Raw genomic sequence first — 25,349 nt, 5'->3', positions numbered from 1 at the left:
GATAAAAGTCCTGGTCAGTGCCATGATCGTGGGTTGTTCCACAGTTTTGCACGTTAGCATGACTATTGCGTTTCCGGTGCCTCGTGCGTTATTCCTGAAGATCGCCACAGCCCGCGCACAGGAGGTCCGCCGATGGCCGAGCTCGTCCCGCCGTCGCACGCTCGCCGGCTCCGGTACCTCGGGGCCGGCGATCCCGGCGTGGTCGCCGCGGTCGCGCGGAACGGCGGCCTCGGCGTCCTCGACGGCGCCGACCCGGAAGACCTGCGGCTGGTCGCGGCCCGGGTCCGGGTGCCGTACGCCGTGCGGACGGACGGCCCGCTGCCCGAAGGCGCGGCCTTTGCCGTCCGTACGCGAGCGCCGTGGACCGGGGCGCTGGCCGAAGTCGCGGACGTCGAGACGGCGGCCGAGGCCGTTCGCGGCGGCGCGCGAGGACTCATCGCCCGCGGCGGTGCGTTGAGCGACTTCGTGCTGCTGCAACAGCTCCTGACCACCTTCGACGTCCCAGTCTGGGGCAGCGTGGCCGGGCCGCGGACGGCGGTCGGCGCGCTCGCCGGCGGCGCGGCGGGTGTCCTCGTCGAGTCCACTGTGGACGTAAGCCGGATCGTGGGCGCGAAGGTGCCCGAGGCCGGGCTCGGCACCCGGCTGTGCCGGACGCTGGGCAGCGCGCTGCCGGTCGTCCAGGGCCCGATGACGCGGGTGAGCGACCAGCCGGGCTTCGCGGCCGCGGTCGCCGACGCGGGCGGATTCCCGTTCATCGCGGTGGCCACGGCGAACGGCGCGCGCACCACCGAGCTGCTCGCCCGGACCGCCGAGCGCCTCGGCGACCGGCCGTGGGGCGCGGGGATCCTCGGCTTCGTGCCGGACGACCTGCGCGTCGCCCAGCTCGCCGCGATCCGGGTGGCGCGGCCGCGGTGCGTGCTGGTCGCCGGCGGGAAACCGGGCCAGGCCAAGGCACTGGAGGCCGACGGCATCGCGACGTTCCTGCACGTGCCCTCGCCGGTCCTGCTCCGCCAGTACCTCGACGCCGGGGTCCGGCGGTTCGTCTTCGAGGGCGCCGAATGCGGCGGGCACCTCGGCCCGCGGCCGAGTTTCGAGCTGTGGGAGGAACAACTGGCCGTCCTCGACGCCGCGAAGGACGTCGAGGTGCTCTTTGCGGGCGGCATCCACGACGCCCGTTCGGCGGCCGTGGTCGCCGCGATGGCCGCGCCGCTCGACGCCGCCGGCGTCCTGATGGGCACCGCGTACCTCTTCACCGAAGAAGCCGTGGCGCACGGCGCGATCACCGGGCTGTTCCAGGAACGCGCGCTCGCCGCGGACGCCACCGTGACGCTGGAAACCGCGCCGGGCCACCGCACGCGGTGCTTGCCGAGCCCGTACACGGCGGAATTCGAGCAGGTCAAAGCCGGTCTGGGTGACACGCCCGAAGCGTGGCAGCGGCTGGAGGAGCTGAACACCGGACGGCTGCGCGTCGCCAGCAAGGGCGTCCGCCGTGACGGCGAGGCGCTGGACGCCGCCACCCAGCTGGCCGAGGGGATGTTCATGGCGGGCGAGGTGGCCGTGCTGCGGGACCGCCGGACGACGATCGCCGAGCTGCACCGCGAGGTGACCGCCGGGAAGACGTTCGTCCGCCCCGAGGCACCGACGACCGACTCCGGTGACATCGCGATCATCGGCATGGCCTGCACGTTCCCCGGCGCGCGCGACCTGCCGGCGTTCTGGTCGAACATCCTCCGGGGCGAAGACGCCGTCACCGAAGTCCCGCGCGACCGCTGGGACCCGGACGTCTACTTCGGACAGTCGACGTCGAAGTGGGGCGGCTTCCTGCCCGCGCTGGACGTCGACCCGCTGGCGTACGGCATCCCGCCGTCGGCGATGGGCAGCATCGACCCGGCGCAGCTGGTGTCCCTGGAAACCGCGCGTCGCGCCCTCGCCGACGCCGGGTACGCGAACCGGGACTTCGACCGCGAGCACACGAGCGTGGTGTTCGGCGCGGAGGCGGGCGGCGACCTGGCGAACGCGGGCACGCTGCGGTCCCTGCTCGACGGCTACCTCGACGAAGTGCCGGCCGAACTGCTCGCCCAGCTGCCCGAGCCGACCGAGGACACGTTCCCGGGCACGCTGGCCAACGTCATTTCCGGCCGCATCGCGAACCGGCTCGACCTCGGCGGCGCGAACTACACGGTGGACGCGGCCTGCGGTTCGTCGCTGGCCGCGCTCGACCTCGCGGCGAAAGAGCTGCGCGCGGGAACGAGCTCGCTGGTCCTGTGCGGCGCGGTCGACCTGCACAACGGGATCCACGACTACCTGATGTTCACCTCGGCGGGAGCGCTGTCCCCGACGGGCCGCTGCCGCCCGTTCGACGCGGCGGCCGACGGCATCGCGCTGGGCGAAGGGGTGGCGTGCCTGGTGCTCAAGCGCCTCTCCGACGCCGAGCGCGACGGCGACCGGATCTACGCGGTGGTGAAGGGAGTCGGCGCGGCCAGCGACGGCAAGGCACTCGGGTTGACGGCGCCCCGCCCGGAAGGCCAGCGCCGCGCGCTGGAGCGCGCCTACCGGGACGCGGGAGTGTCCCCGGTGGACGTCGGGCTGGTCGAGGCCCACGGCACGGGAACGGTGGTGGGCGACGCAACGGAGCTGCGGACGCTGACCGGCTTCTTCACCGAGGCCGGCGCCGAGGCGGGTTCGTGCGTGCTCGGGTCGGTGAAGAGCCAGATCGGCCACACGAAGTGCGCGGCGGGACTGGCGGGGCTGATCAAGGTGGCGCTGGCGCTGTGGCACGAGGTGGTGCCGCCGACGCTGCACTTGACCAGGCCGAACGACGCTTGGGACCCGGCGGCGAGCCCGTTCACGTTCACGACGGCGGCACGGCCGTGGGCGAACCCGGCCCGCCTGGCGGGGGTGAGCGCGTTCGGCTTCGGCGGGACGAACTTCCACGCGGTCCTGGGCGCGGCACCGGTGGCCCCGGACCGTGGGCACGGCCTGCGTGACTGGGCACCGGAGGCGGAGAAGGCGCTGGCCGAGCTCGAACACGCTACGGCGCCGGGGCGGGCCGCCGCGGCTGCGCCGGGCGGGCTTCGCTCGGGTGGGCTCGGCCAGCCGGTAGCCAGGCGCACCGGCGCGGGCTCCGCCGATCCCGGCAAGATCGCTTTCCTCTTCCCCGGTCAGGGCAGCCAGCGCACCGGCATGCTCGCCGAGCTCTTCGTCCATTTCCCCGAACTCGCCGAGGTCCTCCGCGTCGCGCCGGACATCGCCGCCACGGCTTTTCCGCCGAAAGCCTTCACCGCCGAAGCCGTCGAGGCGCAAGAAACCGCCCTCACCGACACCCGCGTGGCGCAGCCCGCGCTCGGGCTGGTCGAAATCGCCGTCGCGAAGCTGCTGGCCGAGCTCAACGTCCAACCCGACTTCCTGGCCGGCCACAGCTACGGCGAACTCGTCGCCCTCTCGGTCGCCGGCGCCTTCGACACCGAGACCCTCCTGCGGCTCAGCCGGGCCCGCGCGCACGCCATCGCGCAGGTCGCCCGGCCCGGGACCATGGCGGCCGTCAAAGCGAAGCGGGACGTTCTCACCGCCACGCTCATCGGCCCCGATGTCGTCGTCGCCAACCACAACGCTCCCGAGCAGGTCGTCCTCTCCGGGCCCGTGCCCGCGATCGAACGCGCCATCCGGCGGCTCCGGGAAACCGGCATCACCGCCCAGCGGATCCCCGTCGCCTGTGCCTTCCACAGCCCGCTCGTCGCCGGCGCCGGGGACGTCTTCGCCCGGGAACTCGCCGACGAAACAGTGACCACGCCGCAAAAGCCGGTGTGGGCGAACCGGACCGCGAAGCCGTACCAGGACGACGTCCGCGATGAACTGGCCGCGCAAATCGGTGCCCCGGTGCGGTTTCTCGACCAGATCGAGGCCATGTACGCGGCCGGGGCGCGCACCTTCGTCGAGGCCGGGCCCGGGCGGGTCCTGTCGCGGCTGGTGGCGGACATCCTCGGCGACCGGCCGCACACCGTCGTCGCCTGCGGGCCCGACCTCACGGGGTTCCTGGCCGCGCTCAAAGCACTCGCCGAAGCCGGCGTCGACGTCCGGACCGGACGGCTGACCCGGGCGAAGCCGCCCGAACCGGCTCCGACCGCCTGGGCCGTCGACGGGCGGTCCGTCCGCGCGCCCGGCTCCGGCACGCCCGCCCTGCCCCCGGCCCGACGAATCCGGAGTACCGCCATGACTCAGCCCGCGCCCGGCCGTGACCAGGCGATCGTGGATTTCCTGCGCACCACCCGCGAGCTCGTCGCCGCCCAGCGGGAGGTGATGCTCGGCTACCTCGGCCGCGCGCCCGGGCCGGCGCCCGCCCCGGCTCCGGTGGTGCTCGAAGAACCACGGCCAGAACCGGAACCCGAACCGGTCGCCGAAACCCCGGCCGACGTCCTCGGCACGGTGATCGGCGTGATCAGCGAGCGCACCGGCTACCCGGCCGAGATGATCGCCGGTGACCTCGACCTCGAAGCCGACCTGTCGATCGACTCGATCAAGCGCACCGAGATCGCGGGCACGCTGCTGGCGCGGCTGGGGCTCCCGGCCGACGACCGCACCGACCAGCTCAGCCGCGACCGGACGGCGAACTCCCTCACCGCGCACCTCGAAAGCTGGCTGAACCCCACGCCGGCCGCGGAAGTGCCCGTCCGGTACCGGCTCGAGCGGGTACCGGTACCGCTCGACCCGGATCCCACGCGGCTGCGCGGGAAGTCCGTGGCCGCGCCGGACGACGCCGTGCGCGCCGCCTTCGCCGCGGCCGGGGCGGAGGTCGTCACCGGGAACGCGGACATCACCGTCCTGTTCGCCCGCGACCTCACGGACGTGTTCACCCGGCTCAAAGCGCTGCGGGGGACGGTCCTCGTGGTGGCGGAGCCGGACACCGTGCCCGGGCTCCGGGGCCTGGTGCGGTCGGCCGCGCTGGAGCGCGACGGCGTGACGCGGCTCGTCGAGGTCACGCAGGACGTCGCCAAGGTGCTGGTCGACGAAGCCCTCAGCGCCGGGCCGTCCGTGGTCGGGCACGACGAGGGTGGCCGCTTCACCATCGAGCCGCGGCCGGCCGGCCTGCCGTCGATCGCCTACGCCGGTGCCGGTCCGGGCGGTGGTGAGCTCGCCGCGCTCGGGCTCGGCCCGGAGTCGGTGGTGCTGCTGATCGGCGGGGCTCGCGGGATCACCGCGCACGCGGCGGTCGCGTTCGCCGCTTCCGGCGCCCGGATCGAACTCGCCGGGCGCACGCCGTGGCCCGGCGAACCCGACGACCTGCCCGCCGATCCCGCCGCGATGCGGGCGGTGCTCGCCGGCCGTGGCGGTTCGGTCGCCGACATCGAACGCCGGGTGCGGACCGTGCTGGCCCAGCGCGAGATCGGCCGGACCCTCGACCAGGTCCGCGCGGCCGGCGGTGACCCGGCCTACCACCCGCTCGACGTGCGCGACGCGGATGCGGTCCACCAGCTGATCAAGAGCCTCGACGGCCGGCTCGACGGTGTCGTCTTCGCCGCCGGCGTCCTCGACGACAAGCTGATGGCGGACAAGGACGAGCAGTCGTTCCGGACCGTCGTCGAGACCAAAGTGGAGGGTGCGAGCGCCCTCCTCGGTGCGTTGGCGGGCAGCGAACCGCGGTTCGTCGCGTTCTTCGGCAGCATCGCCGCGGTGCTCGGCAACCGCGGCCAGACCGACTACGCCGCCGCCAACGACGCGCTCGAGACCCTCGGAACGACCTGGCCGGGCCGTGCCGTGACCGTCCACTGGGGACCGTGGGCCCCGGCCGGAGACCACGGCGGCATGGTGTCGCCGGAGCTGGCCCGCGAGTACGAACGCCGGGCCGTCGCCCTGCTCGACCCGGCCGAGGCCACCGCGGCCCTGCTGCGCGAACTCGCCTACGGCACGGACCGCTCGGTGCTGTACACGGCGTCGTTGTGGTGAGCCAGGAGCCGGTCGCGCTCGTCGGCATGGGCGTGTTCCTGCCCGGCGCGTCCACAGTGGACCAGTACTGGCGCAACCTGGTGGACGGCGCCGACGCCGTCACCGAAGTGCCGCCGCACCGCCGGGACACCGGCTTCCACGGCCGGGACGGCACCGCGCCGGACCGAACCCACGGCCGCCGCGGCGGCTTCACCCCGGACACCCTGGAGTTCGACCCGGTCGCCCACGGCGTCCCGCCGACCTCCCTCGAAGGCACCGAACCGGACCAGCTGACGGCGCTGGCGGTCGCCGTCGGCGCCGTCGCGGACGCCGGTGGCCTCGGCCGGCTCGGCGACCCCGAGCGGATCGGCGTCGTGCTCGGCCGCGGCGGGTACCTCTCGCCCGGGCTGCAGGGCTTCGACCAGCGGGTCCGCACCGTCCGGCAGATCACCCGCACGGTCGGCGAGTTGCTGCCGTCGGCCGGTCCGGCCGTGCTCGACCGGCTGCGGACCGCGCTGCTCGAACCGCTGGGGGAGTTCCGGCCAGAGACCGCCGCCGGGCTGGTGCCGAACCTCGCCGCGGCCCGCGTGGCGAACCGGCTCGACCTCGGCGGGCCGGCGTACACGGTGGACGCCGCCTGCGCGTCTTCGCTGGTCGCCGTCGACCAGGCGATCGGCGAGCTGACCCGCGGCCGCTGCGACGCCGTCCTCGCCGGTGGCGCGCACCAGACGCAGGACGACACGCTGTGGTCGCTGTTCACCCAGCTCGGCGCGCTGTCGCCGAGCCAGCGGATCAGCCCGCTGTCCCGCGGCGCGGACGGCATGCTCATCGGTGAGGGCACCGCGATCGTCGTGCTGAAGCGGCTCGCCGACGCCCGCCGCGACGGCGACCGCGTGTACGCGGTGATCCGCGGCAGCGGCACGTCGAGCGACGGGCGCGGCGCGAGCCTGCTCAGCCCGTCCGTGGCCGGGCAGACCCTCGCCCTGCGCCGGGCCTGGGCGGGCCGCGACCCCGCGGAAATCGGCCTGCTGGAGGCCCACGGCACGGCCACGCCCGCCGGGGACGCCGCCGAGCTGACCACCGTCGCCGACGTCTTCGGCCCGGCGGACGGGCCGCGCGCGGTGATCGGCTCGGTCAAGTCGATGATCGGGCACACGCTGCCGACCGCCGGCGTCGCCGGGCTGATCAAGGTGGCGCTCGCGCTGCACCACGGCGTCCTGCCGCCGACGCTGCACTGCACCGACCCGAACCCGCTGCTCGACAAGACGCGCTTCCGGGTGCTGGCCGAGGCCGAGCCGTGGGGTGCGCTGCCCCGCGTGGCCGCGGTCAACGCGTTCGGCTTCGGCGGGGTGAACGCCCACGTCGTGCTCGAAGCCGGCGATCCGGCACCGAAGCGGCGTGTGCGCGTCGATGAGCCGGACCGCGTGCTGCGCTTGGCGGCGGCCACTCCGGAAGCGTTACTGGAGCAGCTCGACCGGCCCGGCGACGGCGACGGTCCGTGCCGGCTCGGGATCGTCGGCCCGGACGAGCGCAAGCTGGCGACGGCCCGCCGGGTGCTCGCGAAGGTGGCGGCCGAAGGCCGGTCGTGGCACGGCGGTGGCGACATCTGGTGCTCGGCCGACCCGCTGCTGCCCGGCGGCAAGACCGCGTTCCTCTACCCGGGCTTGGAGGCCGACGCCGAGCCGCGCCTCGAGGACGTGGCCCGGCACTTCGGCCTCGACCGTCCACAGTGGTCGACGGCGACCGTGCCCGCGCGCGCCACGAGCGTGTCTTCGGCCGGGCTGCTGCTCGACCACGCCCTGCGGCGGCTGGGGATCCGCCCGGATGCGCTCGCCGGGCACAGCGCCGGCGAGTGGACGGCCATGCAGGCCGCCGGGATGTACCGGGCCGAACCGGACCTGCTGGAGCGGTACTGGCCCGGCGGGTTCGCCCTGCCCGAAGCGGACTACCTCGTGCTGGGCTGTCCCGCCGCGCGGGTGACCGAGCTGCTCACCGGTGAGGTGGTGATCTCCCACGAAAACGCCGCACGGCAGACCATCGTGTGCGGCCCGCCGGCCGCCGTCGCGAAGTTCGCGGTGACCTGCCGCGGACTCGGCATCGTGGCCCGGACGCTGCCGTTCCGGTCCGGCTTCCACACCCCGCTCATGGAACCGCACCTCGCGCCCTTCGCGCGGCTCGTCGCGGACCTGGACCTGCGCGCACCGGCGCTGCCGGTGTGGTCGGCGACGACCGCGCGGCCGTACCCGGCGGCCGCGGACGACGTCCGCCGGCTCTACCTGGACCACCTGCTGCGGCCGGTCCGGTTCCGGGCGCTGACCGAGGCCCTGCACGACGCCGGGTTCCGGGTGTTCGTGCAGGCCGGCGCCGGTCAGCTCGGCTCGTTCGTCACCGACACGCTCGGCGAGCGGCGGCACCTGGTCGTCGCGGCCGCGTCCGGCGCCCGGCCCGGGCTCGCGCAGCTGCGCCGCGTCGCGACGGCGTTGTGGGTCGAAGGCGGCAGCCCGGACTTCGCCGCGCTCGAACCACGGCGGATCCGGCTCACCACCGGGAACTCGCTGCTGTCGCTGGGGGAGTCGGCGCGCGGCCTGCTCGACGACCGCGCGCTGCCGGAACTGCCCGCCGGGACACCGGACGCGATCGTCGCCGAGTTCACCGCGTTGCTCACCGAAACCCGCCAGGCCGCGGCGGACGTCGTCGCGGCCGCCCGCCGCCGTGTCGAGTCCACTGTGGATGTCTCGCTGGCGTCGATGCCGTACCTGCGTGACCACCGGTTCTTCCGGCAGCGCGACGGCTGGCCCGAGGAGGCCGACTTCCGCCCGGTGGTGCCCGCGACGACCCTGGTCGACCTCGCCTGCCGGGCCGTGGAACGCACCTGGCCGGGCACGACGGCGGTCGCGGTGCGGGACGCCGTGTTCTCGCGCTGGCTGATCGCGGCCCCGGCGCAGCGGGTGCCGCTGTCGATGAGCCGCGACGACGACCACGTGACCGTCGAGATCGGCCCTTATGCGCTGATGACCGTCGAGCTGGGGGCGTTCGGGCCGCCACCGGCGCGGGCCGCGGTGCCCGGGCCGGAGACCGCGCCGCCGCTGAGCGCGGCCGAGATCTACGCGCGGCGCGAGATGTTCCACGGCCCGGCCTACCAGGGCCTGGCCCGGCTGACCGGCCTGGGCGAGCAGCACATCCGCGGCGAACTGGTCGTCCCGGCCGCGCCGGGCGGGCTGCTCGACAACGTCGGCCAGCTGCTCGGCTGCTGGCTGATGGCGACCCGGTCCGACGACCTGCTCGCCTTCCCGCGCTCGATCGGCCGGCTGACCTGGTACGGCCCGGAACCGGCGCCGGGCACGCGCGTCACCTGCCAGGTGCGGGTCCGGCTGCCGCGGCCCGACGTCCTCGAGATGGACGCCGAGCTGGTGCGGGACGGCCGGGTGCTGGCCCGCATCGAAGGCTGGCGGGACGTCCGGTTCCCGTGCGACCGCGCGGCCCACCGCGTCTACGCGTTCCCGGCGGAGCACCTGCTGGGAGAACTTCGCGACGACGGCTCGGTCGCGGTCACCGACCGCTGGCCGACGGTCGCCGCGCGGGACATCTACGCCGGGATCTACCTCAGCGCGGCCGAACGCGCGGAGTTCGCCGCCGTGCCGCCGCGGCAGCAGCGCGGCTGGCTGCTGAGGCGGATCGCCGTGAAGGACGCCGTCCGGGCCCGGCTCGGCGAACCCGTCTACCCGGCGGAGATCCGCGTCCACGACGACGGCACGGTGTCCGGCCGGCACCGGGACCTGCCGCGCTTCGCCGTCACGGTCGAGCTGACCGGCGACACCGCCACCGCACAATTCAGGAGCACGCCATGACCATCGACCATGCGTCCGCCACCTTCGACGTCGTCGCCGAGCTGCTCGCCGAGCTCGTCGGCGACGCCGAAGTCCTCGGCATCGAGATCACCCCGGACACGACGTTCCACGAAGACCTCCAGCTGGAGAGCATCGACCTGGTGACCTTCGCGAGCATCCTCGCCGAGCACTTCGGCGCGGACGTCAACCTCGCCGAGTACCTGGCGGAGCAGGACCTCGACGACGTCATCGGGCTGACCGTCGGCGACATCGCCCGGTTCGTGGGGGAGCGCACGTGCCCACGATGACCGTCAACGGGCTGCGCACGAACGTGCAGCTCGTGCCCGCCGGCGGCACCGAAACCGTGGTGTTCCTGCACGGCATGGGCACCGACAGCCTGGCGAGCTTCTACCTCACCCTGGCGCCGCCGGTGGCCGCCGCCGGCATCGACGTGATCAGCTACGACCTGCGCGGGCACGGCAAGACCGAGCGGCCGGAGCGCGGGTACACCCTTGGGGACTTCGTCGCCGACCTCGACGACCTGCTGCGGCAGCTCGGCGTCGACCGGCCGGTGCACCTGGTGGGCAACAGCTTCGGCGGCACGCTGGCCTACAGCTACGCCGTCGCCTGCCCGGACCGCGTCCGCAGCATCGTGTGCATCGAATCCGAGCCCGCGACCGAGGTCTGGGCGGAGAAGATGAGCGCGATCCTCGCGCACACCGTGCGGTTCCTGCAGGTCGAGGAGAGCTTCGACTGGATCGAAGCGAACTTCAGCGCGCACCACCGGCGGCTCGCGCGGATGGCCGCCGAGCGGATCACGTCGACGAAGATGGCCGAGGAGGTGCCGCTCGGGCCGTTGCTCACCTGGGAGCAGGTGGCGGCGATCGGCTGTCCCGTGCTGTCCATTTTGGGCAGTCACGGCTACCAGGCTGACGACCTCGAAGCGCTGACGTCGGTGCTGCCGCACGGCGAGCTGCACGTGTTCGAGGGGCAGGGCCACTCGGTGCTGGTGGAGCAGCACCGCGAGGTGCGCGAGCTGGTGCTGAAGTGGATCGAACGGCACGCGGCGTGAGGTTCCTGCTGGTCGTGCCGCCGCTGGCCGGGCACGTGGCGCCGCTGCGCGGGGTGGCTTCGGTGCTTTCTTCGCGGGGCCACGAGGTGGCCTGGTGCGGCCCGGAGCCGGCCCTGTCCACTTTGGTCGACGGCCGGGTGTTCGCGGCGGGGGACTCGGCCCCCTTCGCGCCGGAGCTGCGGCCGCCGGGGCTGCGCGGGTTCGCCGCGTTGAAGTACCTGTGGGAGTCGTACCTGGTGCCGCTGGCCGACGCGATGGTGCCGGGGGTGGCGGCCGCCGTGGCGGCCTTCGCGCCGGACGTCGTGGTCGTCGACCAGCAGGCGATGGCGGGCGCGCTGGTGGCCGCGCGGTGCGGGCTGCCGTGGGCGACGTCGGCGTCGACGTCCACCGAGCTGGCCGGCCCGCTGGCGGCGTTGCCGAAGATCGCATCCTGGGTCGGCGGCCTCCAAGCGGGCCTGTGCGCCCGGCACGGCGTGCTGCTCGGCGACCTGCGGTTTTCCCCGCACCTGGTGCTGGCGTTCACGACCCGCGCCCTGGCCGGGGACGGCCGGCCGGCGGTTCCGGTGTCCTACGTCGGGCCGGTCCTGCCGGCCGGCCCGGGCGAGTGGTCCGGGGTGGACGGACGCCCGCTGGTCGTGGTGACGCTGGGAACGTCGAATGCGGCGGCCGGGGTGCGGTTCCTGGCCGAGAGCGTCGACGCGCTGGCCGGGATGCCGTCCGTGCAGGGGCTGGTGGTGGACCCCACGGGCGAGCTGGTGAGCGAGAGCGTGCTGCTGGCGCGGCGCATCCCGCAGGTGGCGGTGTTCGCCCGCGCCTCGGTGGTGGTCTGTCACGGCGGCCACAACACGGTGTGCGAAGCCTTGGCGGCCGGGGTGCCGCTGGTGGTGGCCCCGATCCGCGACGACCAGTCGATGCTGGCCCAGCAGGTGGTCACGGCCTCGGCGGGCGTGCGGCTGCGGTTCGACCGCGCGAAGGCGGGCGACATCCGCGAGGCGATCGAATCGGCCGGGCAGTACCGCGCCGGTGCGGAGAAGATCCGCGAGTCGTTCGAAGCGGCGGGTGGAGCGGAAGAGGCCGCGACGCGGCTGGAGTCGCTGGGTTAGGTGCGGTTGCGGAAGGTGCGGGCGGCCAGGGTGGCGCCCGCCACCGCGGCCACCGCCGCGATCAGCAGGGCCACCGTGAGGGACCAGCCGAGCGGGCGGGCCAGGGCCAGCGCGCGGGTGGCGTCGATCGCGTAGGTCAGCGGGTTGACCGCCGAAACCGCGCGGACCCACGCCGGCATCGTGTCCAGGGGCATGTACGCGCTCGATGAGAACATCAGCGGGAACATCACCACGAACGACGCCGCCTGGAGCGTCTCCGCCCTGCGCAGCCACGTCGTGATCGCCACGAACACCCAGCTCAGGCACCAGCCGACGACCAGCGTCAGCACCAGGGCCAAGCCCAGGCCGAGCACCCCGCCCGCCGGGCGGAAGCCCAGGAAGACCACGCTGGCCACGGCCGTCACCAGCAGCTGGACACCCAGCCGCGCGGAATCCGCCAGGGTACGGGCCACCAGGACCGAAAACAGCGAGATCGGCAGGCAGCGCAGCCGTCCGGTGAAGCCGCCGTAGATCTCCGCCAGCAGGCCCGCGCCCGAGCTCATCGCCGTCGTCATGGCGATGTTGACCAGCGTCGCCGGCACCAGGAAGTTCACGTAACCCTGGTACGCCGCGACGCCCGGCAGCGCGCCGACGCCGCTGAACACCTGGCTGAACAACAGCAGCAGCACCACCGGCTGCAGCAGGCCGAAGAAGACCAGCCGGCGGTCGCCGAACGCCGTCCGCAGCGACCGGGTCGTCAGCACGCGGACCTGCGTCCAGAAGCCGGATTCCGGCCAGGCCGCGGGATCGCCGAGCGCGGCGACGGCCGCGCGGTGCCGGCTCGGTGTCAGCCAGCTCTGGGTCATGACGCTGCCGTCCGGTGCAGGGAAAGGTAGACGTCGTCGAGCGTCGGCTCGGTCACCGTCAGGTCCCGCAGCGGTGCGCCCGCCGCGTCGAGCGCGCGCACCACCACCGGGATGTCACCCGGGCCGGACAACGGCACGGTGAGCACCAGCCCGGCGCGGCCGGCCGCGAAACCCAGGCGCGACAACGCGTCCGCCGCGCGCCACAACGCCAGTTCGGTGCCGAACGTGAGGGTCGCCGTCCGGGTGCCGAGCCGGGCCTTCAGCTGCGCCGGCGTCCCCGACACGGTGATGTGCCCGAAGCCGAGGACGACGACGTGGTCGGCCAGCCGGTCCGCCTCCTCGAGGTACTGGGTGGTGAGCACGACGGTGGTGCCGCGCGCCGCGAGGCCCTCGACGATCGTCCACAGCCCGGCCCGGCTCACCGGGTCGAGGCCGGTGGTCGGCTCGTCGAGGAAGAGCACCTGCGGCGCGCCGACCAGGCCCGCGGCCAGGTCCAGCCGCCGGCGCATCCCGCCGGAGTACGTCCCGGCCGGGCGGTCGGCCGCGTCTTCGAGGCCGAAGGCCGCGATCAGTTCGGTGGCCCGGGCGAGCGCCTGCCGCGGCCTCGCGCCCAGCAGCCGGGCGATCAGCACGAGGTTCCCGCGGCCGGACAGGGCGTCGTCGACCGCGGCGAACTGCCCGGTCACCCCGATCCGCCGCCGGACCGCGCGGCCGCGCTGCACGACGTCGTAGCCGCAGACGCGGGCGGTGCCCGCGCTCGGCCGGACGCGCGTGCTGAGGATGTCGATCAAGGTGGTCTTCCCGGCGCCGTTGTGGCCGAGGACCGCCAGCACCGCGCCGCGAGCGACGGTGAGGCTGATCCCGGCGAGCGCGGTGACTTCGCCGTACTGTTTCGCGAGGTCCGTCACGGCGATGACCGGCTGGTGCATGGCCGCTCCTTTCCTGCCCGGGAAAAAGGTATCGGGACCGAGCCGTCGCGATCAAGAAGATCGTCGCCATCCGCCGGACGCGTGACAATTTTCGCGGAATCAAATCGTACCCATGTGATAACGCCTGACCTGCGTGACCCTTCCGGGGCCGGGCGATCCCCTGTGCGTGACAAAGAATGGGGAGCGGCTTGTTCGCCCGGAAACACGGAGGTAGCTTTGCCGAAATTCCCCCATTTCCCGAGGTGACGACCCGTGAAGTTTTCGTGGAAGTCGAGAAAGCCCGCCTTCGGCCTGGCCGCCGCAACCGCCGCGGCGGTCGCGGCGACCGTCGCGCTCGTCGGCGCGGGTCCGAGCCAGGCCGCGCCGGTGAGCCTGACGCTCAACTACAACTGCCCGTTCCCGCTGATCGGCGACCAGGTGCTGTCGGTGAAGATCGACACCAACCTGCCCGACAACGCCGTCGCGGGCGCTTCGTCGACGCCGATCACCTTCGACGTCGACGTCACCGTGCCGGAGACCGCCACCGAGGGCCTCGCCCTGGTCGGTGCCACTTCGCTGGACGGCTCGGCGAAGGCGGCGGCCGTGCTCAAGTACCCGGTGGACAAGACGCTGAACCTGAACCTGCCGCTGACGATCGCGTCGACGCCGGTGCCGCCGTCGGGCGCGTTCCACGTCAAGAGCAGCGGCAAGGCGCCGGCGGTGACGTTCCCCAGCCCCGGCACCGCGTCGGTGACGGTCGGGAACTTCAGCACCACGATGACCCCGCGCACCGCGGACGGCCAGCCGACCGACCTCGGCACGTTCACCTCGGACTGCATCGCGGTCCCGGGCCAGAACCAGCAGCTGGGCACGTTCGAGATCAAGCCGGCGGGCGGCACGACCACGCCGACCACGCCCACGACTCCGACCACGCCGACGACAGAGCCCACGACTCCCACGACGGAACCGACGACTCCGACGACCGAGCCGACGACGCCGACCACCGCACCCACGACTCCGACCACGGAACCGACGACTCCCACGACTCCGACGACCGAGCCGACAACTCCCACGACCGAGCCGACAACTCCGACGACCGAGCCGACGACTCCCACGACCGAGCCGACGACCCCCACCACGGAGCCGACGACTCCGACCACCCAGCCCACCACTCCCACCACGGAACCGACGACTCCCACCACCGAGCCCACCACTCCGACCACGGAGCCGACGACTCCGACCACGGAGCCCACGACGCCGACGACGCAGCCGACCACCCCGACCACCCAGCCGACGACCCCGACGACGCCGACCACCCAGCCGACGAACCCGCCGGGCGGCATCGAGGTCAAGTACTCCGTGCAGGGCAAGTCGGTCCTCAAGCAGCTGCACGCCACGCTGCCGCTCGGCCCCGGCACCCTGGACGCGAAGCTCGACGCGGCGTCCGGCAAGTTCGGTGCCCAGCTGGCGCTGCCGAAGTCGGACGTCTATTTCCGCGTGCTCGGCTTCATCCCGGCGTCCGCGACGGTGAAGCTCGGCCAGGTCGGCGCGATCAACGGCACGCTCACCGCCGGTGCGGTCAAGGCGAACGCCCAGGTGGACGTCCAGCTCACCAAGGTCCGCGTGTTCGGCTTCCCGATCCTGTCGTCGAAGTCGTGCCACACGGTCAAGCCCGCCGACGTGCCGCTGACCTCGGCGCCCGGCTTCGACCCGCTCAAGGGCGGCAAGCTGACCGCGACCTACGACATCCCGCGGTTCACCGGCTGCGGCTTCCTGACCGGCCTGATCACCGGCATCACCTCCGGCCCCGGCAACAAGCTGGACGTGACCCTCGCCAAGAAGTGAGGTCATGACGCGGAAACGCAGATCCGCGTGACAAGAATGAGAAAACCCTTGTGGCGCAAGGAGAATCGTCAGTAGCTTCGAAAGGATCACCTTCGATGAGGAAGTCCGGATGCTGACTCGGTTCTCGTTGCCGCTCGTGCTGGTGCTGATCGCGTTCTCGCTGGGCGCGGCGGAAGCCGCGCCCAGCGAGCCGGCGCCACCGCAAGCGGCGGCCACGCCGATCCCCTTCGGTTTCACCCTCGGGGACGCGCAGCAGCCGACCACGAGCCACGTGGCCAAGCTCGGCTCCGACATCGCCTTCCCGCCGGGCACCTTCGACGGCGCTCTGGGTGGCCTCACCAGCACCGTGCCCATCACCGGGAAGCTGGCCATCCCGCCCACCGACGGCTACTTCGTCGCCTTCCGGTTCATGGCCACCACCGGCCGGGTCGAGATCGTCCCGGACGGCGATGCCTCCGGAACGGCCACCGTGCACACCGGCAAGGACAAGGACTGCAAGGCCACCCAGACCAACATCTGCGCCGACACGGACGTGACCGCGAAGGTGTTCATCAAGCTCTCGGACGTCAAAGTGGACGGACGGCCCCTCGACGTCGGGCCGGACTGCCGCACGGCCCAGCCCGCGGCGGTCACCATCAAGGCGCTGGTCCCGATCTCGCTGCCCGCTCCGCCGGTGAAGGTGACCTCGACCTTCACCACGCCCGCGTTCGCCGGGTGCGTCGGGCACGAGGACGTCAGCCGGCTGCTCACCGGCCTGGTTTCGGGGCCGGGCAACACCTTCGTCTCGAACCTGACGCTGCGCTGCTTCAGCACCGGGTGCAAGCAGCCATGACGACTTTCCTCAGCGAGGCGCCGCAGAAGGCCGCGAACGGCCTGCGCGAGTTCGGCCGGATGTGCGCGATGGGCCTCGACGTCCTGCTCGCCATGCTCCGCCGCCCGTACCAGGTGCGGGAGTTCGTCCTGCAGTTCTGGTTCATCGCCAGCGTGTCGATCACGCCGGCGATCCTGGTGTCGATCCCGTTCGGCGCGGTCATTTCGCTGCAGCTCGGCTCGCTCACCAGCCAGATCGGCGCCCAGCAGTTCAACGGCGCGGCGAGCGTCCTGGCCGTCGTGCAGCAGGCCAGCCCGATCGTGACGACGCTGATCATCGCCGGCGCGGGCGGCAGCGCGATCTGCGCCGATCTCGGCGCGCGCAGCATCCGCGAGGAGATCGCCGCGATGGAGGTGCTCGGCGTCTCGCCGATCCACCGGCTGGTCGTGCCGCGGGTGCAGGCCGCCGTCGGGGTGTCCGTGCTGCTGAACGGTCTGGTCAGCGTGGTCGGCGTGCTCGGCGGCTACTTCTTCAACGTGATCATCCAGGGCGGCACGCCCGGGGCGTACCTGGCCAGCTTCAACGCCCTCGCGCAGCTGCCGGACCTCGTCGTCAGCTCGATCAAAGCCGTCATCTTCGGCTACCTCGCCGGGGTCGTCGCGGCCTACCGCGGCCTGAACCCGAAGGGCGGCCCCAAAGGCGTCGGGGACGTCGTCAACCAGTCCGTCGTCATCACGTTCCTGCTGCTGTTCTTCGTCAACACCGTGCTCACCGCGCTGTACCTGCAGCTCGTCCCCGCGAAGGGAACCTGAGTGGCCATCCTCGGCAAACCCGGCGACCGGCTGTTCGACCTCGGCGACCAGCTGCTCTTCTACGTCCGCGCGCTCGCGGCCGTCCCGCTCGCCGTGACGCGCTATTTCCGCGAGGTCGTCCGGCTGCTGGCCGAAGTGACGTTCGGCAGCGGTGCCCTCGCGGTGATCGGCGGCACGATCGGCGTGATGGTCGGGCTGTGCGTGTTCACCGGTGTCACCGTGGGCCTGCAGGGCTTCAGCGCGCTGAACCAGATCAACATCTCGGCGATGACCGGCTTCCTGACCGCGTACTTCAACACGCGGGAGATCGCGCCGCTCGTCGCCGGGCTGGCCCTTTCGTCCACTGTGGGCAGTGGGTTCACCGCGCAGCTCGGTGCGATGCGGATCTCCGAAGAGATCGACGCCCTCGAAGTGATGGCCGTGCGGAGCATGCCGTACCTGGTCACCACCCGGATCGTCGCCGGGTTCATCGCGATCATCCCGCTGTACGTCATCGGCCTGCTGATCTCCTACCTCGGCTCGCGGCTCACCACGGTCGTCTTCTTCGGGCAGTCCGGCGGCACCTACGACCACTACTTCACGCTGTTCCTGCCGCCCGGCGACGTCCTGTGGTCGTTCGGCAAGGTGCTCGTCTTCAGCGTCGGCGTGATCCTGACGCACTGCTTCTACGGCTACCGCGCCAGCGGCGGCCCGGCCGGGGTCGGCGTCGCGGTGGGCCGGGCCGTGCGGACGTCGATCGTGCTGATCAGCGTGCTCGACCTGTTCCTTTCGCTGGCCATCTGGGGCGCGACGACCACGGTGAAGGTGTCCGGATGAGCCGGTTCCGCACGCAGCTCGCCGGGGTCGCCTTCCTCGGCGTGCTCGTCCTGCTCGGCTGGCTCGCGGTGGCCATCTACGACAAGGACTTCGACGACGCCGAGCTGGTGACGCTGCGGGCCGACCGCGTCGGCAACCAGCTCGCGCCGACCGCCGAGGTCAAGGTGAAGGGCGTCCCGTTCGGCGAGGTCCGGGCGGTGCGCAGCACCCGCGCGGGTGCCGAGATCGACCTCGCCCTCGACCCGGCCAAGATCGGGCTGCTGCCGGGGAACGTGTCCGCGCGGCTGCTGCCGAAGACGGTGTTCGGCGAGCGGTACGTCAACCTCGTGCTGCCGTCCAGTCCACAAGGGACGCTTCGAGCGGGGGACGTCATCGCGCAGGACCGCTCCACCAACGCCATCGAGCTGGAACGCGTGCTCGGCGACCTGCTGCCGCTGCTGCGCGCGGTCCAGCCGCAGAAGCTCAACAGCTCACTCGGCGCGATCTCCCAGGCCCTCGACCACCGCGGCAAGCCGCTGGGCGACAGCTTCGTCCAGCTGAAGGACCTCCTCGGGCAGCTGAACCCGCTGATGCCGCAGTTCAAGGCCGACGTCACCGCGCTGGCGGATGCGGCCGACGTCTACACGGGAGCCGCGCCGGACATCCTGCAGGCGCTGAGCGACCTGTCGACGACGGCGAAGACCATCGTGGACACCCGGGCCGACCTCGACAACCTCTACACGAGCGTCACCAGCGCCACCGGCCACCTGAACGAGTTCCTGCGGAAGAACAAGGACAACCTCATCGGCGTCTCGGCGGCGAGCCGGCCGACGCTGGAACTGCTTTCGCGCTATTCGCCGGAGTTCCCGTGCCTGCTCGACGCGGTCAACCGGCTCAAGCCGCTGATGGAGAAGGCCCTCGGCAAGGGCACGAACGAGCCGGGCCTGCACGTGACGCTCACCGTCCAGGACCCGCGGGAGAAGTACGTCCCCGGCCGGGACACCCCGCGCTTCGACGCCACCGGCGGGCCGAAGTGCTACGGCGGCGGCGCGGCGGCCGCCGCCGATGGTGACCTGGGGCCCGCGAACTCACCGGGCGAGCGGCAGCTCGTCGCCGAACTGCTGCGGCCGGCGCTGGGTGACGTGCCGGACTGGAGCAGTGTCCTCATCGGACCGGCGCTGCGCGGGACGGAGGTGACCGTCCGATGAGGAGCGTTGCGGGACCCGCCGTCAAGGGCCTGATCTTCTTCCTGGTCACCGCGGCCGCGACCGCCGTGCTCGCGGTCACGATCGCCAACTCGAACGTGGGTACGACGATCGGCTACACCGCCCGGTTCACCGACGCGACCTCGGTCAACCCCGGCGACGAAGTGCGGATGGCCGGCGTCCGGATCGGCCAGGTCGACTCGGTGCGGGTCGTCGAACACCGGCTCGCCGACGTCGGGTTCTCGGTCGGGCGCACGCACCGGCTCACCGCGTCGGCTTCGGTCACCATCCGCTACCGCAACCTGGTCGGCCAGCGGTACCTCTCGGTCGACCCCGGCGCCACCGACACGTCCCCGACCCTGGCCGAAGGCGCGCAGATCCCGCTGGAAAAGACCAAGCCGGCGCTCGACCTCACCGCGCTGTTCAACGGCTTCAAGCCGCTCTTCCAGGCGCTCTCGCCGAACGACGTCAACCAGCTGTCGTTCGAGATCATCCAGGTCCTGCAGGGGGAGGGCAGCACGATCGACAGCCTGCTGCGGCACACGGCGTCGCTGACCTCCACCCTCGCCGGGAAGGACGCGCTGATCGGCCAGGTGGTCGGCAACCTCAACACCGTGCTCGACACGTTGAACGCCCAGGGCGACCAGTTCGACACGCTCGTCGACACCACCGCCCAGCTGGTCACCGGCCTCGCCGCCGACGCCAAGCCGATCGGCCAGGCCATCGGCGGCCTCGGCGAGCTGACCACGGCGACCGCCGGGCTGCTCGAGCAAGGGCGTCAGCCGCTCAAGGACAGCGTCACCGCCCTCGGCGACCTGTCGAAGAACCTGGCCGACAACACCCCGGTGTTCCAGCAGTTCCTCGACAACCTGCCGGAGAAGCTCGACCGGATCGGCACGCTCTTCTCCTACGGCTCGTGGGCGAACTTCTACCTGTGCGCGGTGGAGTCCGACGCGAAACCGGCGCCGGGTGGCCCGCCGCCCGGCATTCCCGTGACGGCTGCGAGGTGCCGGTGAAACCGCCCCGCATCAAGCCGTTCCGCAGCCGCGACCCGATCGCCGTCGGCGCGGTGACCGCGCTGGTCATGGCGCTGATCGGCAGCGCCACGTTCTTCTCCGACGACCTGCCGGTGCTCGGCGGCGGTACCACGTACCGGGCCGAGTTCCACGAGGCCGCCGGGCTGAAGCCGAACGACGAGGTCCGCGTCGCCGGGGTGAAGGTCGGCGAGGTCACCGACGTGCGGCTGGCCGGCGACCACGTCGAGGTGCTGTTCCGGGTCCGCGACACCTGGGTCGGCAACCGGACGACCGCGGCGATCAAGATCAAGACGCTGCTCGGGCAGAAGAACCTGGTGCTGGACCCGGTCGGCAACGGCGAGCTGAACCCCGACCAGCCGATCCCCGCCGAGCGCACGAGCTCGCCCTACGACGTCACCGCCGTCTTCAACGACCTGGCGAGCACGGTCGGGGCGATCGACACCGACCAGCTCGCGCAGGCGTTCCGCGTGCTGTCCGACACGCTCGGCGCGTCCGCTCCCAGCGACGTCAAGACGGCGTTCAACGGGATCGCCGCCCTGTCGCAAACGCTGGCGTCCCGCGACGACGAGCTGGTGAAGCTGTTCCAGAACACCAACCAGGTGTCGAAGACGCTCGGGGAGCGCTCCGACCAGATCCAGGCCCTGATCCGCGACGGCAACACGCTGCTCACCGAGCTCAACGCCCGCAAGGACGCCATCGCGAAGCTGTTCACCGGCATCAAGAACCTCTCGATCCAGCTGCGCGGGCTCGTCGCGGAGAACCAGAAAACCCTGGGGCCGGCGCTCGACCAGCTCGACCGCGTGGCCGGCGTGCTCCAGCGCAACCAGGGGAAGCTGGAGGACAGCCTCCGCCTGGCCGGCCCGTTCTACCGGCTGCTCGGCAACGCCGTCGGCAACGGCCGGTGGATCGACACCTACATCTGCGGGCTGATCCCCACCGGCACCACGCCGGGCAGCTGCCGGCCACCGAAGAACGGGGGACGCTGATGGCCCACCACCTCGCCGACCTGGGCGCCCAGGCCCGCCGCCGCACGCGGTTGCGGGCGCTCACCCTCGGCGTCGTGCTCGCGCTCGTGGTCTCGGCCGCCTGGCCCCTGGTCACCGCCCCGCGTGCGCGGACGCTGACCGCGTACTTCGCCGCCGCCGTCGGCATTTATCCGAACTCGGACGTCCGCGTCCTCGGCGTCGCCATCGGTTCGGTGTCCGAAGTGGAGCCGAACGGGACCGACGTCAAGGTGACCATGACGTTGCGGCCCGGTGTGCCGCTGCCCGCGGACGCCGGGGCCGTCGTCATCACGCCGAGCCTGGTCGCCGACCGGTACGTGCAGCTCACGCCCGTCTACCGCGGCGGACCGCAGCTGGCCGACGGCGCGTCGATCCCCCGGGAGCGCACCGCGACGCCGGTCGAGGTCGACGACCTGCTGCACAGCCTCAACCAGCTGATGTCCGCGCTCGGCCCGCAGGGCGCCAACAAGGACGGCGCGGTCAGCGACGTCCTGACCCGCTCGGCGGACTACCTCAACGGCACCGGGCAGACCATCGGCACGGCGATCAAGAACCTCGGCGAGTTCGCCCGCACGGCGAGCGACTCGAAGGACGACCTGTTCGATTCCGTCGACAACATCAGCAAGTTCACCGCGATGCTCGCCGCCAACGACGGCCAAGTCAAGCAGGCCATCTCGCAGATCGCCTCGCTCAGCAAGGTGCTGGCCGGCCAGCGAGACCAGTTCTCGGGCGCGCTGACCGAACTGACCCAGGCGCTGAGCGTCGTGCAGGGGTTCATCAAGGACAACCGCGGCAAGGTCCAGTCCGATGTGGACAAGCTGGCCGACGTCACCAAGGTGCTCGTGAACCAAAAGGACTCCCTCGCCGAGGCGCTCAACGCGGCCCCGAACGCTCTGACGAACCTCCTGGGCGCCTACGACCAGGCGAACGGGACCATCGACGGCCGCGGCAACCTCCTCGAATTCGCGGAGCCGAAATGAAGTCCCTGGTCAAGCTGGCCGCGGTGGTGACCCTCGCGCTGGTCACCACCGGCTGCGGCAGCGGCGTGAGCGTCTACGACATCCCGCTGCCGGGCGGCGCCGCGCTCGGCGACCACCCGATCCACGTGACCGCGAGCTTCACGAACGTGCTGGACCTGGTGCCGCAGTCCGGGGTCAAGGTCAACGACGTCCCGGTCGGGCAGGTCGTCCGGGTCGAGCTGGCCCCCGACGGGCACAGCGCGGTCGTCGACCTGCTGCTCAACGGCGACGTCGACCTGCCGGGCAACGCCGTCGCCCGGCTGCGGCAGGCCAGCATCCTCGGCGAGAAGTTCGTCGAGCTCGCCCCGCCGGACGACGCCACGCCGTCGGGCCGGCTCCTCGACGGCGCGGCCATCCCGCTCGATCGTTCCACGCTGACGCCCGAGATCGAGGAGGTCTTCGGGGCGCTGTCGCTGCTGCTCAACGGCGGCGGCGTGGCGCAGGTCCAGAACATCAGCCACGAGCTGAACGACGCCCTCGGCGGCAAGGAAACCGCGGCGCGCTCGCTCTTGTCCGATTTGGACACCTTCGTGCGGGGGCTCGACGAGCACCGGAACGAGATCACCCGGGCCATCGAGAGCGTCAACAAGCTCGCGGCGACGCTGAACGCGCACACCGATCAGATCACGACGACGCTGAACGGCCTGACACCCGGCATCGGCGTGCTCAACCAGCAGCGGGACGCGCTGGTCGGAATGCTCAAGTCGCTGGACGGGCTGACTTCGGTCGCCGTCGACACGGTGAACCGCAGCAAGGACGACCTGGTCGCCGACCTGCGCGCGCTGGAACCGCTGCTGCGGCGGCTGGCCGACTCCGGCGACAAGCTGCCCAAGGCGATGGAGATGATCTTCACCTTCCCGTTCCCGGACGCCGCCCTGGACACGATCCGCGGCGACTACCTCAACGGCTTCCTCAAGGCGGGCCACTGATGCTGACCCGGTTCGTGCGCGTGCAGGTGACGATCTTCGTCGTCATCGCCGTCGTCGGTGTCGCCTACGTCGGCGCCACCTACGCCGGTCTCGACAAGGTGTTCTTCGACCGCGGCTACACCGTCACGGCCCAGTTCCCGACCGGTGGCGGCATCTTCACCAACGCCGAAGTCACCTACCGCGGCGTGCCGATCGGCCGCGTCGGCGAGCTGCGGCTGACCCCCGCCGGGATGGAAGCCGACCTCGAGATCGACGCCGGGACCGCGCCCGTCCCGGCCGACACCGAAGCCGTCGTCGCCGACCGGTCGGCCGTCGGCGAGCAGTACGTCGACCTGCGGCCGCGCACCGACGGCGGGCCGAAGCTGCACGAGGGCTCGGTGATCACCCCGGCGGACACGAAGATCCCGCTGCCGGTCGACGTCGTCTTGTCGACAGTGGACTCGTTCGCGAACTCGGTGCCGAAACCCGCGCTGCGGACGGTCGTCGACGAGCTGTACAACGCGACGTCCGACGCCGGCCCGGCACTGGACCAGCTGGTCGGCCGCGGCATCGAGTTCGTGCAGGCGGCGAGCGCGCACGTCGCGCCGCTGACCCGGTTCGTGACCGACGCGCACACGGTACTCGACACGCAGGTACAGCAGGCCGGCGCGATCCGCGAGTTCGGTGCCAACGCGAAACTGCTGGCTTCGACGCTGAAGCAGTCTGACGGCGACTTGCGCACCCTGATCCCGGCGGTGCCCGCGGCCGCGAACGAGGTCAGCGCGCTCATCCGCGACTCCGGCCCGAACCTGGGCGTGCTCCTGGCGAACCTGCTGACCACCGCGGACGTCCTGGAAGCTCGCCGGGACGGCCTCCGCCAGCTGCTCATCACCGCGCCGCAGGCGGTCGCCGCGGCCGGCGCGATCGTGCGGCCGGACGGCGTCCACATCGGACTTTCCCTGACCTTCTTCGACCCACCGCCGTGCACCACCGGGTACACGACGCCGTACCGCGACGGCCTCGACACGTCGGTCCGCCCGCTGAACACGGCCGCGCGCTGCGCGCTGCCGAAGGGCGACCCGACGAACGTGCGGGGCTCGCAGAACGCACCGGGAGGACGGCCGTGAGGATCTTCGCTGCGCTGGCCATGGTCTTGGCGGCCGTCGCGGCCGGGTGGTCGGGGTTCACCTGGTGGCAGGCGGCGCACGACGACGGTGTCGCGCGCGCGGTCGTCCGGGAGGAGGCCCTGCAGGCGGGCCGGACGGCGGTCGCCGCGCTGACCACTTTGGACTACCGGCAGGCTGCGCCCGGGTACCAGCACTGGCTGGACCTCTCCGGTGGTTCGCTGCACGACGAGCTGGCAGCCGACCGGCAGGGCAGTCTCGACCGGATCGCCCAGGCGAAGACCGTCACGACCGGGAAGGTGACCGACGCCGCGGTGACCGAAGTGGACACCGGCGCGGGCACGGCGAAGCTGATCGCCGCGGTCGAGCTGGTCGTGGCCCCGGACGGCGGGGACGCCGTGACCAAGCGCAACCGGTTCCAGGCCGACCTGACGCGCGGGCCGGGCGGCTGGCGCGTCACCGGCCTCGGCCAGGTTCCCGTGGGGGAGGCACCATGACGGTCCCGACGAAGAAGCGAACGGTGAAGGTCGCCGGCCGCCACCACGAGGACCCGGACGCTCGTGAGCGGCAAGGCGGGTTAGAACCCGCGTTACCACTCACGACCACCGGGGCGCGGCGGCGGGTGCGGGTGGTGCTCGCGGTGGTGGCCGTGGTGCTGGCCGGGCTCGCGGTGTGGTTCACCCTCGAAACGCGGAGCACGAACGCCGTGGTCGCGCACAACAGCGCGCTGTCCGACGTCGCCGGTACCGCGGACGCCGCCAAGCAGATCAGTGCGGCGCTGGGCACGGTCTTCTCCTACCGCTTCGACGATCCGGCCAAGAGCGAGCAGGCCGCCAGGGACGTCCTGACCGGGCCCGCGCTCGCGCAGTACGAACAGCTCTTCGGCCAGGTCCGCAAGCTGGCCGCCGAGCAGCAGCTCGTGGTCACCTCCACCGCCGTCGCGTCCGGCGTGAAGCTCCTGGACGGCGACCGCGCGGCGCTGCTGGTGTTCCTCGACCAGACCGGAACGAGAGGGGACGGGCAGCGCAGCACCGGCGCCGCCCAGCTGAGCGTCACGGCCGAGCGCGTCGCCGGGAAGTGGCGCGTCACCGGGATGTCCGCCGCCTGAGAATGCG

Annotated in this window: 19 protein-coding genes; 17 read left to right on the top strand and 2 right to left on the bottom strand. The window is 72.3% G+C overall.

All coding sequences use genetic code 11. The features are described 5' to 3' along the window. Positions 1 to 132 precede the first annotated feature (132 nt). The 5 genes from C2L58_RS16340 to C2L58_RS49820 are packed head-to-tail and all read left to right on the top strand — an operon-like array spanning position 133 to position 11,921. Entirely contained in the window at positions 133 to 5,940 is a 5,808-nt protein-coding gene (locus C2L58_RS16340; protein WP_103338425.1) for a type I polyketide synthase, read from the top strand. Further along, the gene (locus tag C2L58_RS16335; RefSeq protein WP_103338424.1) at positions 5,934 to 9,767 is read left to right on the top strand and encodes a beta-ketoacyl synthase N-terminal-like domain-containing protein; all 3,834 of its coding nucleotides are present in this window, start codon (positions 5,934 to 5,936) and stop codon (positions 9,765 to 9,767) included. The genes C2L58_RS16340 and C2L58_RS16335 overlap by 7 nt, the downstream gene beginning before the upstream one ends. Beyond that, positions 9,764 to 10,054: an acyl carrier protein gene (locus C2L58_RS16330; protein ID WP_103338423.1), complete on the top strand. Its 291-nt coding sequence runs from the start codon at positions 9,764 to 9,766 to the stop codon at positions 10,052 to 10,054. The genes C2L58_RS16335 and C2L58_RS16330 overlap by 4 nt, the downstream gene beginning before the upstream one ends. After that, positions 10,042 to 10,818 carry an alpha/beta fold hydrolase gene (locus tag C2L58_RS16325; RefSeq protein WP_103338422.1) on the top strand — a complete coding sequence of 259 codons (777 nt, stop codon included), beginning with the start codon at positions 10,042 to 10,044 and terminating at the stop codon, positions 10,816 to 10,818. Before C2L58_RS16330 ends, C2L58_RS16325 begins: the two co-directional genes overlap by 13 nt. Further along, on the top strand, positions 10,815 to 11,921 hold the full coding sequence (locus tag C2L58_RS49820; protein ID WP_103338421.1) for a glycosyltransferase: 1,107 nt from the start codon (positions 10,815 to 10,817) through the stop codon (positions 11,919 to 11,921). The genes C2L58_RS16325 and C2L58_RS49820 overlap by 4 nt, the downstream gene beginning before the upstream one ends. Here C2L58_RS49820 and C2L58_RS16315 read toward each other — a convergent pair. Together C2L58_RS16315 and C2L58_RS16310 are read right to left on the bottom strand one after the other, a co-directional pair. Next, positions 11,918 to 12,751, bottom strand: coding sequence for an ABC transporter permease (locus tag C2L58_RS16315; RefSeq protein WP_103338464.1), 834 nt, complete (start codon positions 12,749 to 12,751; stop codon positions 11,918 to 11,920). The two genes, C2L58_RS49820 and C2L58_RS16315, sit on opposite strands and share 4 nt — an antisense overlap. Positions 12,752 to 12,762: 11 nt before the next feature. Next, positions 12,763 to 13,695 carry an ATP-binding cassette domain-containing protein gene (locus tag C2L58_RS16310; RefSeq protein ID WP_103338420.1) on the bottom strand — a complete coding sequence of 311 codons (933 nt, stop codon included), beginning with the start codon at positions 13,693 to 13,695 and terminating at the stop codon, positions 12,763 to 12,765. 252 nt (positions 13,696 to 13,947) lie between these two features. On the opposite strand from C2L58_RS16310, the gene C2L58_RS16305 reads away from it, so the two are divergent. The 12 genes from C2L58_RS16305 (at position 13,948) to C2L58_RS16250 (ending at position 25,342) form a co-directional block, all read left to right on the top strand. Continuing rightward, a complete protein-coding gene (locus C2L58_RS16305) occupies positions 13,948 to 15,519 on the top strand; it encodes a DUF6801 domain-containing protein (RefSeq protein ID WP_103338419.1) in 1,572 nt (523 codons plus the stop codon). Between the two features lie 109 nt (positions 15,520 to 15,628). Then, complete coding sequence (locus C2L58_RS16300) at positions 15,629 to 16,351, top strand: hypothetical protein (RefSeq protein WP_103338418.1); 723 nt, start codon at positions 15,629 to 15,631, stop codon at positions 16,349 to 16,351. After that, positions 16,348 to 17,142 carry an MlaE family ABC transporter permease gene (locus C2L58_RS16295; RefSeq protein WP_103338417.1) on the top strand — a complete coding sequence of 265 codons (795 nt, stop codon included), beginning with the start codon at positions 16,348 to 16,350 and terminating at the stop codon, positions 17,140 to 17,142. Before C2L58_RS16300 ends, C2L58_RS16295 begins: the two co-directional genes overlap by 4 nt. Beyond that, positions 17,143 to 17,958, top strand: coding sequence for an MlaE family ABC transporter permease (locus C2L58_RS16290; protein WP_013229372.1), 816 nt, complete (start codon positions 17,143 to 17,145; stop codon positions 17,956 to 17,958). Next, the gene (locus C2L58_RS16285) at positions 17,955 to 19,145 is read left to right on the top strand and encodes an MCE family protein (RefSeq protein ID WP_103338416.1); all 1,191 of its coding nucleotides are present in this window, start codon (positions 17,955 to 17,957) and stop codon (positions 19,143 to 19,145) included. Before C2L58_RS16290 ends, C2L58_RS16285 begins: the two co-directional genes overlap by 4 nt. Beyond that, positions 19,142 to 20,158 (top strand): MCE family protein, encoded by a 1,017-nt coding sequence (locus C2L58_RS16280; RefSeq protein WP_103338415.1) that lies wholly within the window; start codon positions 19,142 to 19,144, stop codon positions 20,156 to 20,158. The genes C2L58_RS16285 and C2L58_RS16280 overlap by 4 nt, the downstream gene beginning before the upstream one ends. A gap of 11 nt (positions 20,159 to 20,169) precedes the next feature. Beyond that, positions 20,170 to 21,165: an MCE family protein gene (locus C2L58_RS16275; RefSeq protein ID WP_103338463.1), complete on the top strand. Its 996-nt coding sequence runs from the start codon at positions 20,170 to 20,172 to the stop codon at positions 21,163 to 21,165. Continuing rightward, positions 21,165 to 22,163, top strand: a complete 999-nt coding sequence (locus C2L58_RS16270) for an MCE family protein (protein WP_103338414.1) — start codon at positions 21,165 to 21,167, stop codon at positions 22,161 to 22,163. The genes C2L58_RS16275 and C2L58_RS16270 overlap by 1 nt, the downstream gene beginning before the upstream one ends. Next, positions 22,160 to 23,131: an MCE family protein gene (locus C2L58_RS16265; RefSeq protein WP_103338413.1), complete on the top strand. Its 972-nt coding sequence runs from the start codon at positions 22,160 to 22,162 to the stop codon at positions 23,129 to 23,131. Before C2L58_RS16270 ends, C2L58_RS16265 begins: the two co-directional genes overlap by 4 nt. Then, positions 23,131 to 24,237 (top strand): MlaD family protein, encoded by a 1,107-nt coding sequence (locus C2L58_RS16260; RefSeq protein WP_103338412.1) that lies wholly within the window; start codon positions 23,131 to 23,133, stop codon positions 24,235 to 24,237. The genes C2L58_RS16265 and C2L58_RS16260 overlap by 1 nt, the downstream gene beginning before the upstream one ends. Then, positions 24,234 to 24,731 carry a hypothetical protein gene (locus C2L58_RS16255; RefSeq protein WP_103338411.1) on the top strand — a complete coding sequence of 166 codons (498 nt, stop codon included), beginning with the start codon at positions 24,234 to 24,236 and terminating at the stop codon, positions 24,729 to 24,731. The genes C2L58_RS16260 and C2L58_RS16255 overlap by 4 nt, the downstream gene beginning before the upstream one ends. Then, positions 24,728 to 25,342, top strand: coding sequence for a hypothetical protein (locus tag C2L58_RS16250; RefSeq protein WP_103338410.1), 615 nt, complete (start codon positions 24,728 to 24,730; stop codon positions 25,340 to 25,342). The genes C2L58_RS16255 and C2L58_RS16250 overlap by 4 nt, the downstream gene beginning before the upstream one ends. Positions 25,343 to 25,349 lie beyond the last annotated feature (7 nt).

It is taken from the genome of Amycolatopsis sp. CA-126428, assembly GCF_002904335.1.
Classification (GTDB): Bacteria; Actinomycetota; Actinomycetes; order Mycobacteriales; family Pseudonocardiaceae; genus Amycolatopsis.
This window is presented reverse-complemented; position numbering and strand designations above follow the sequence as displayed.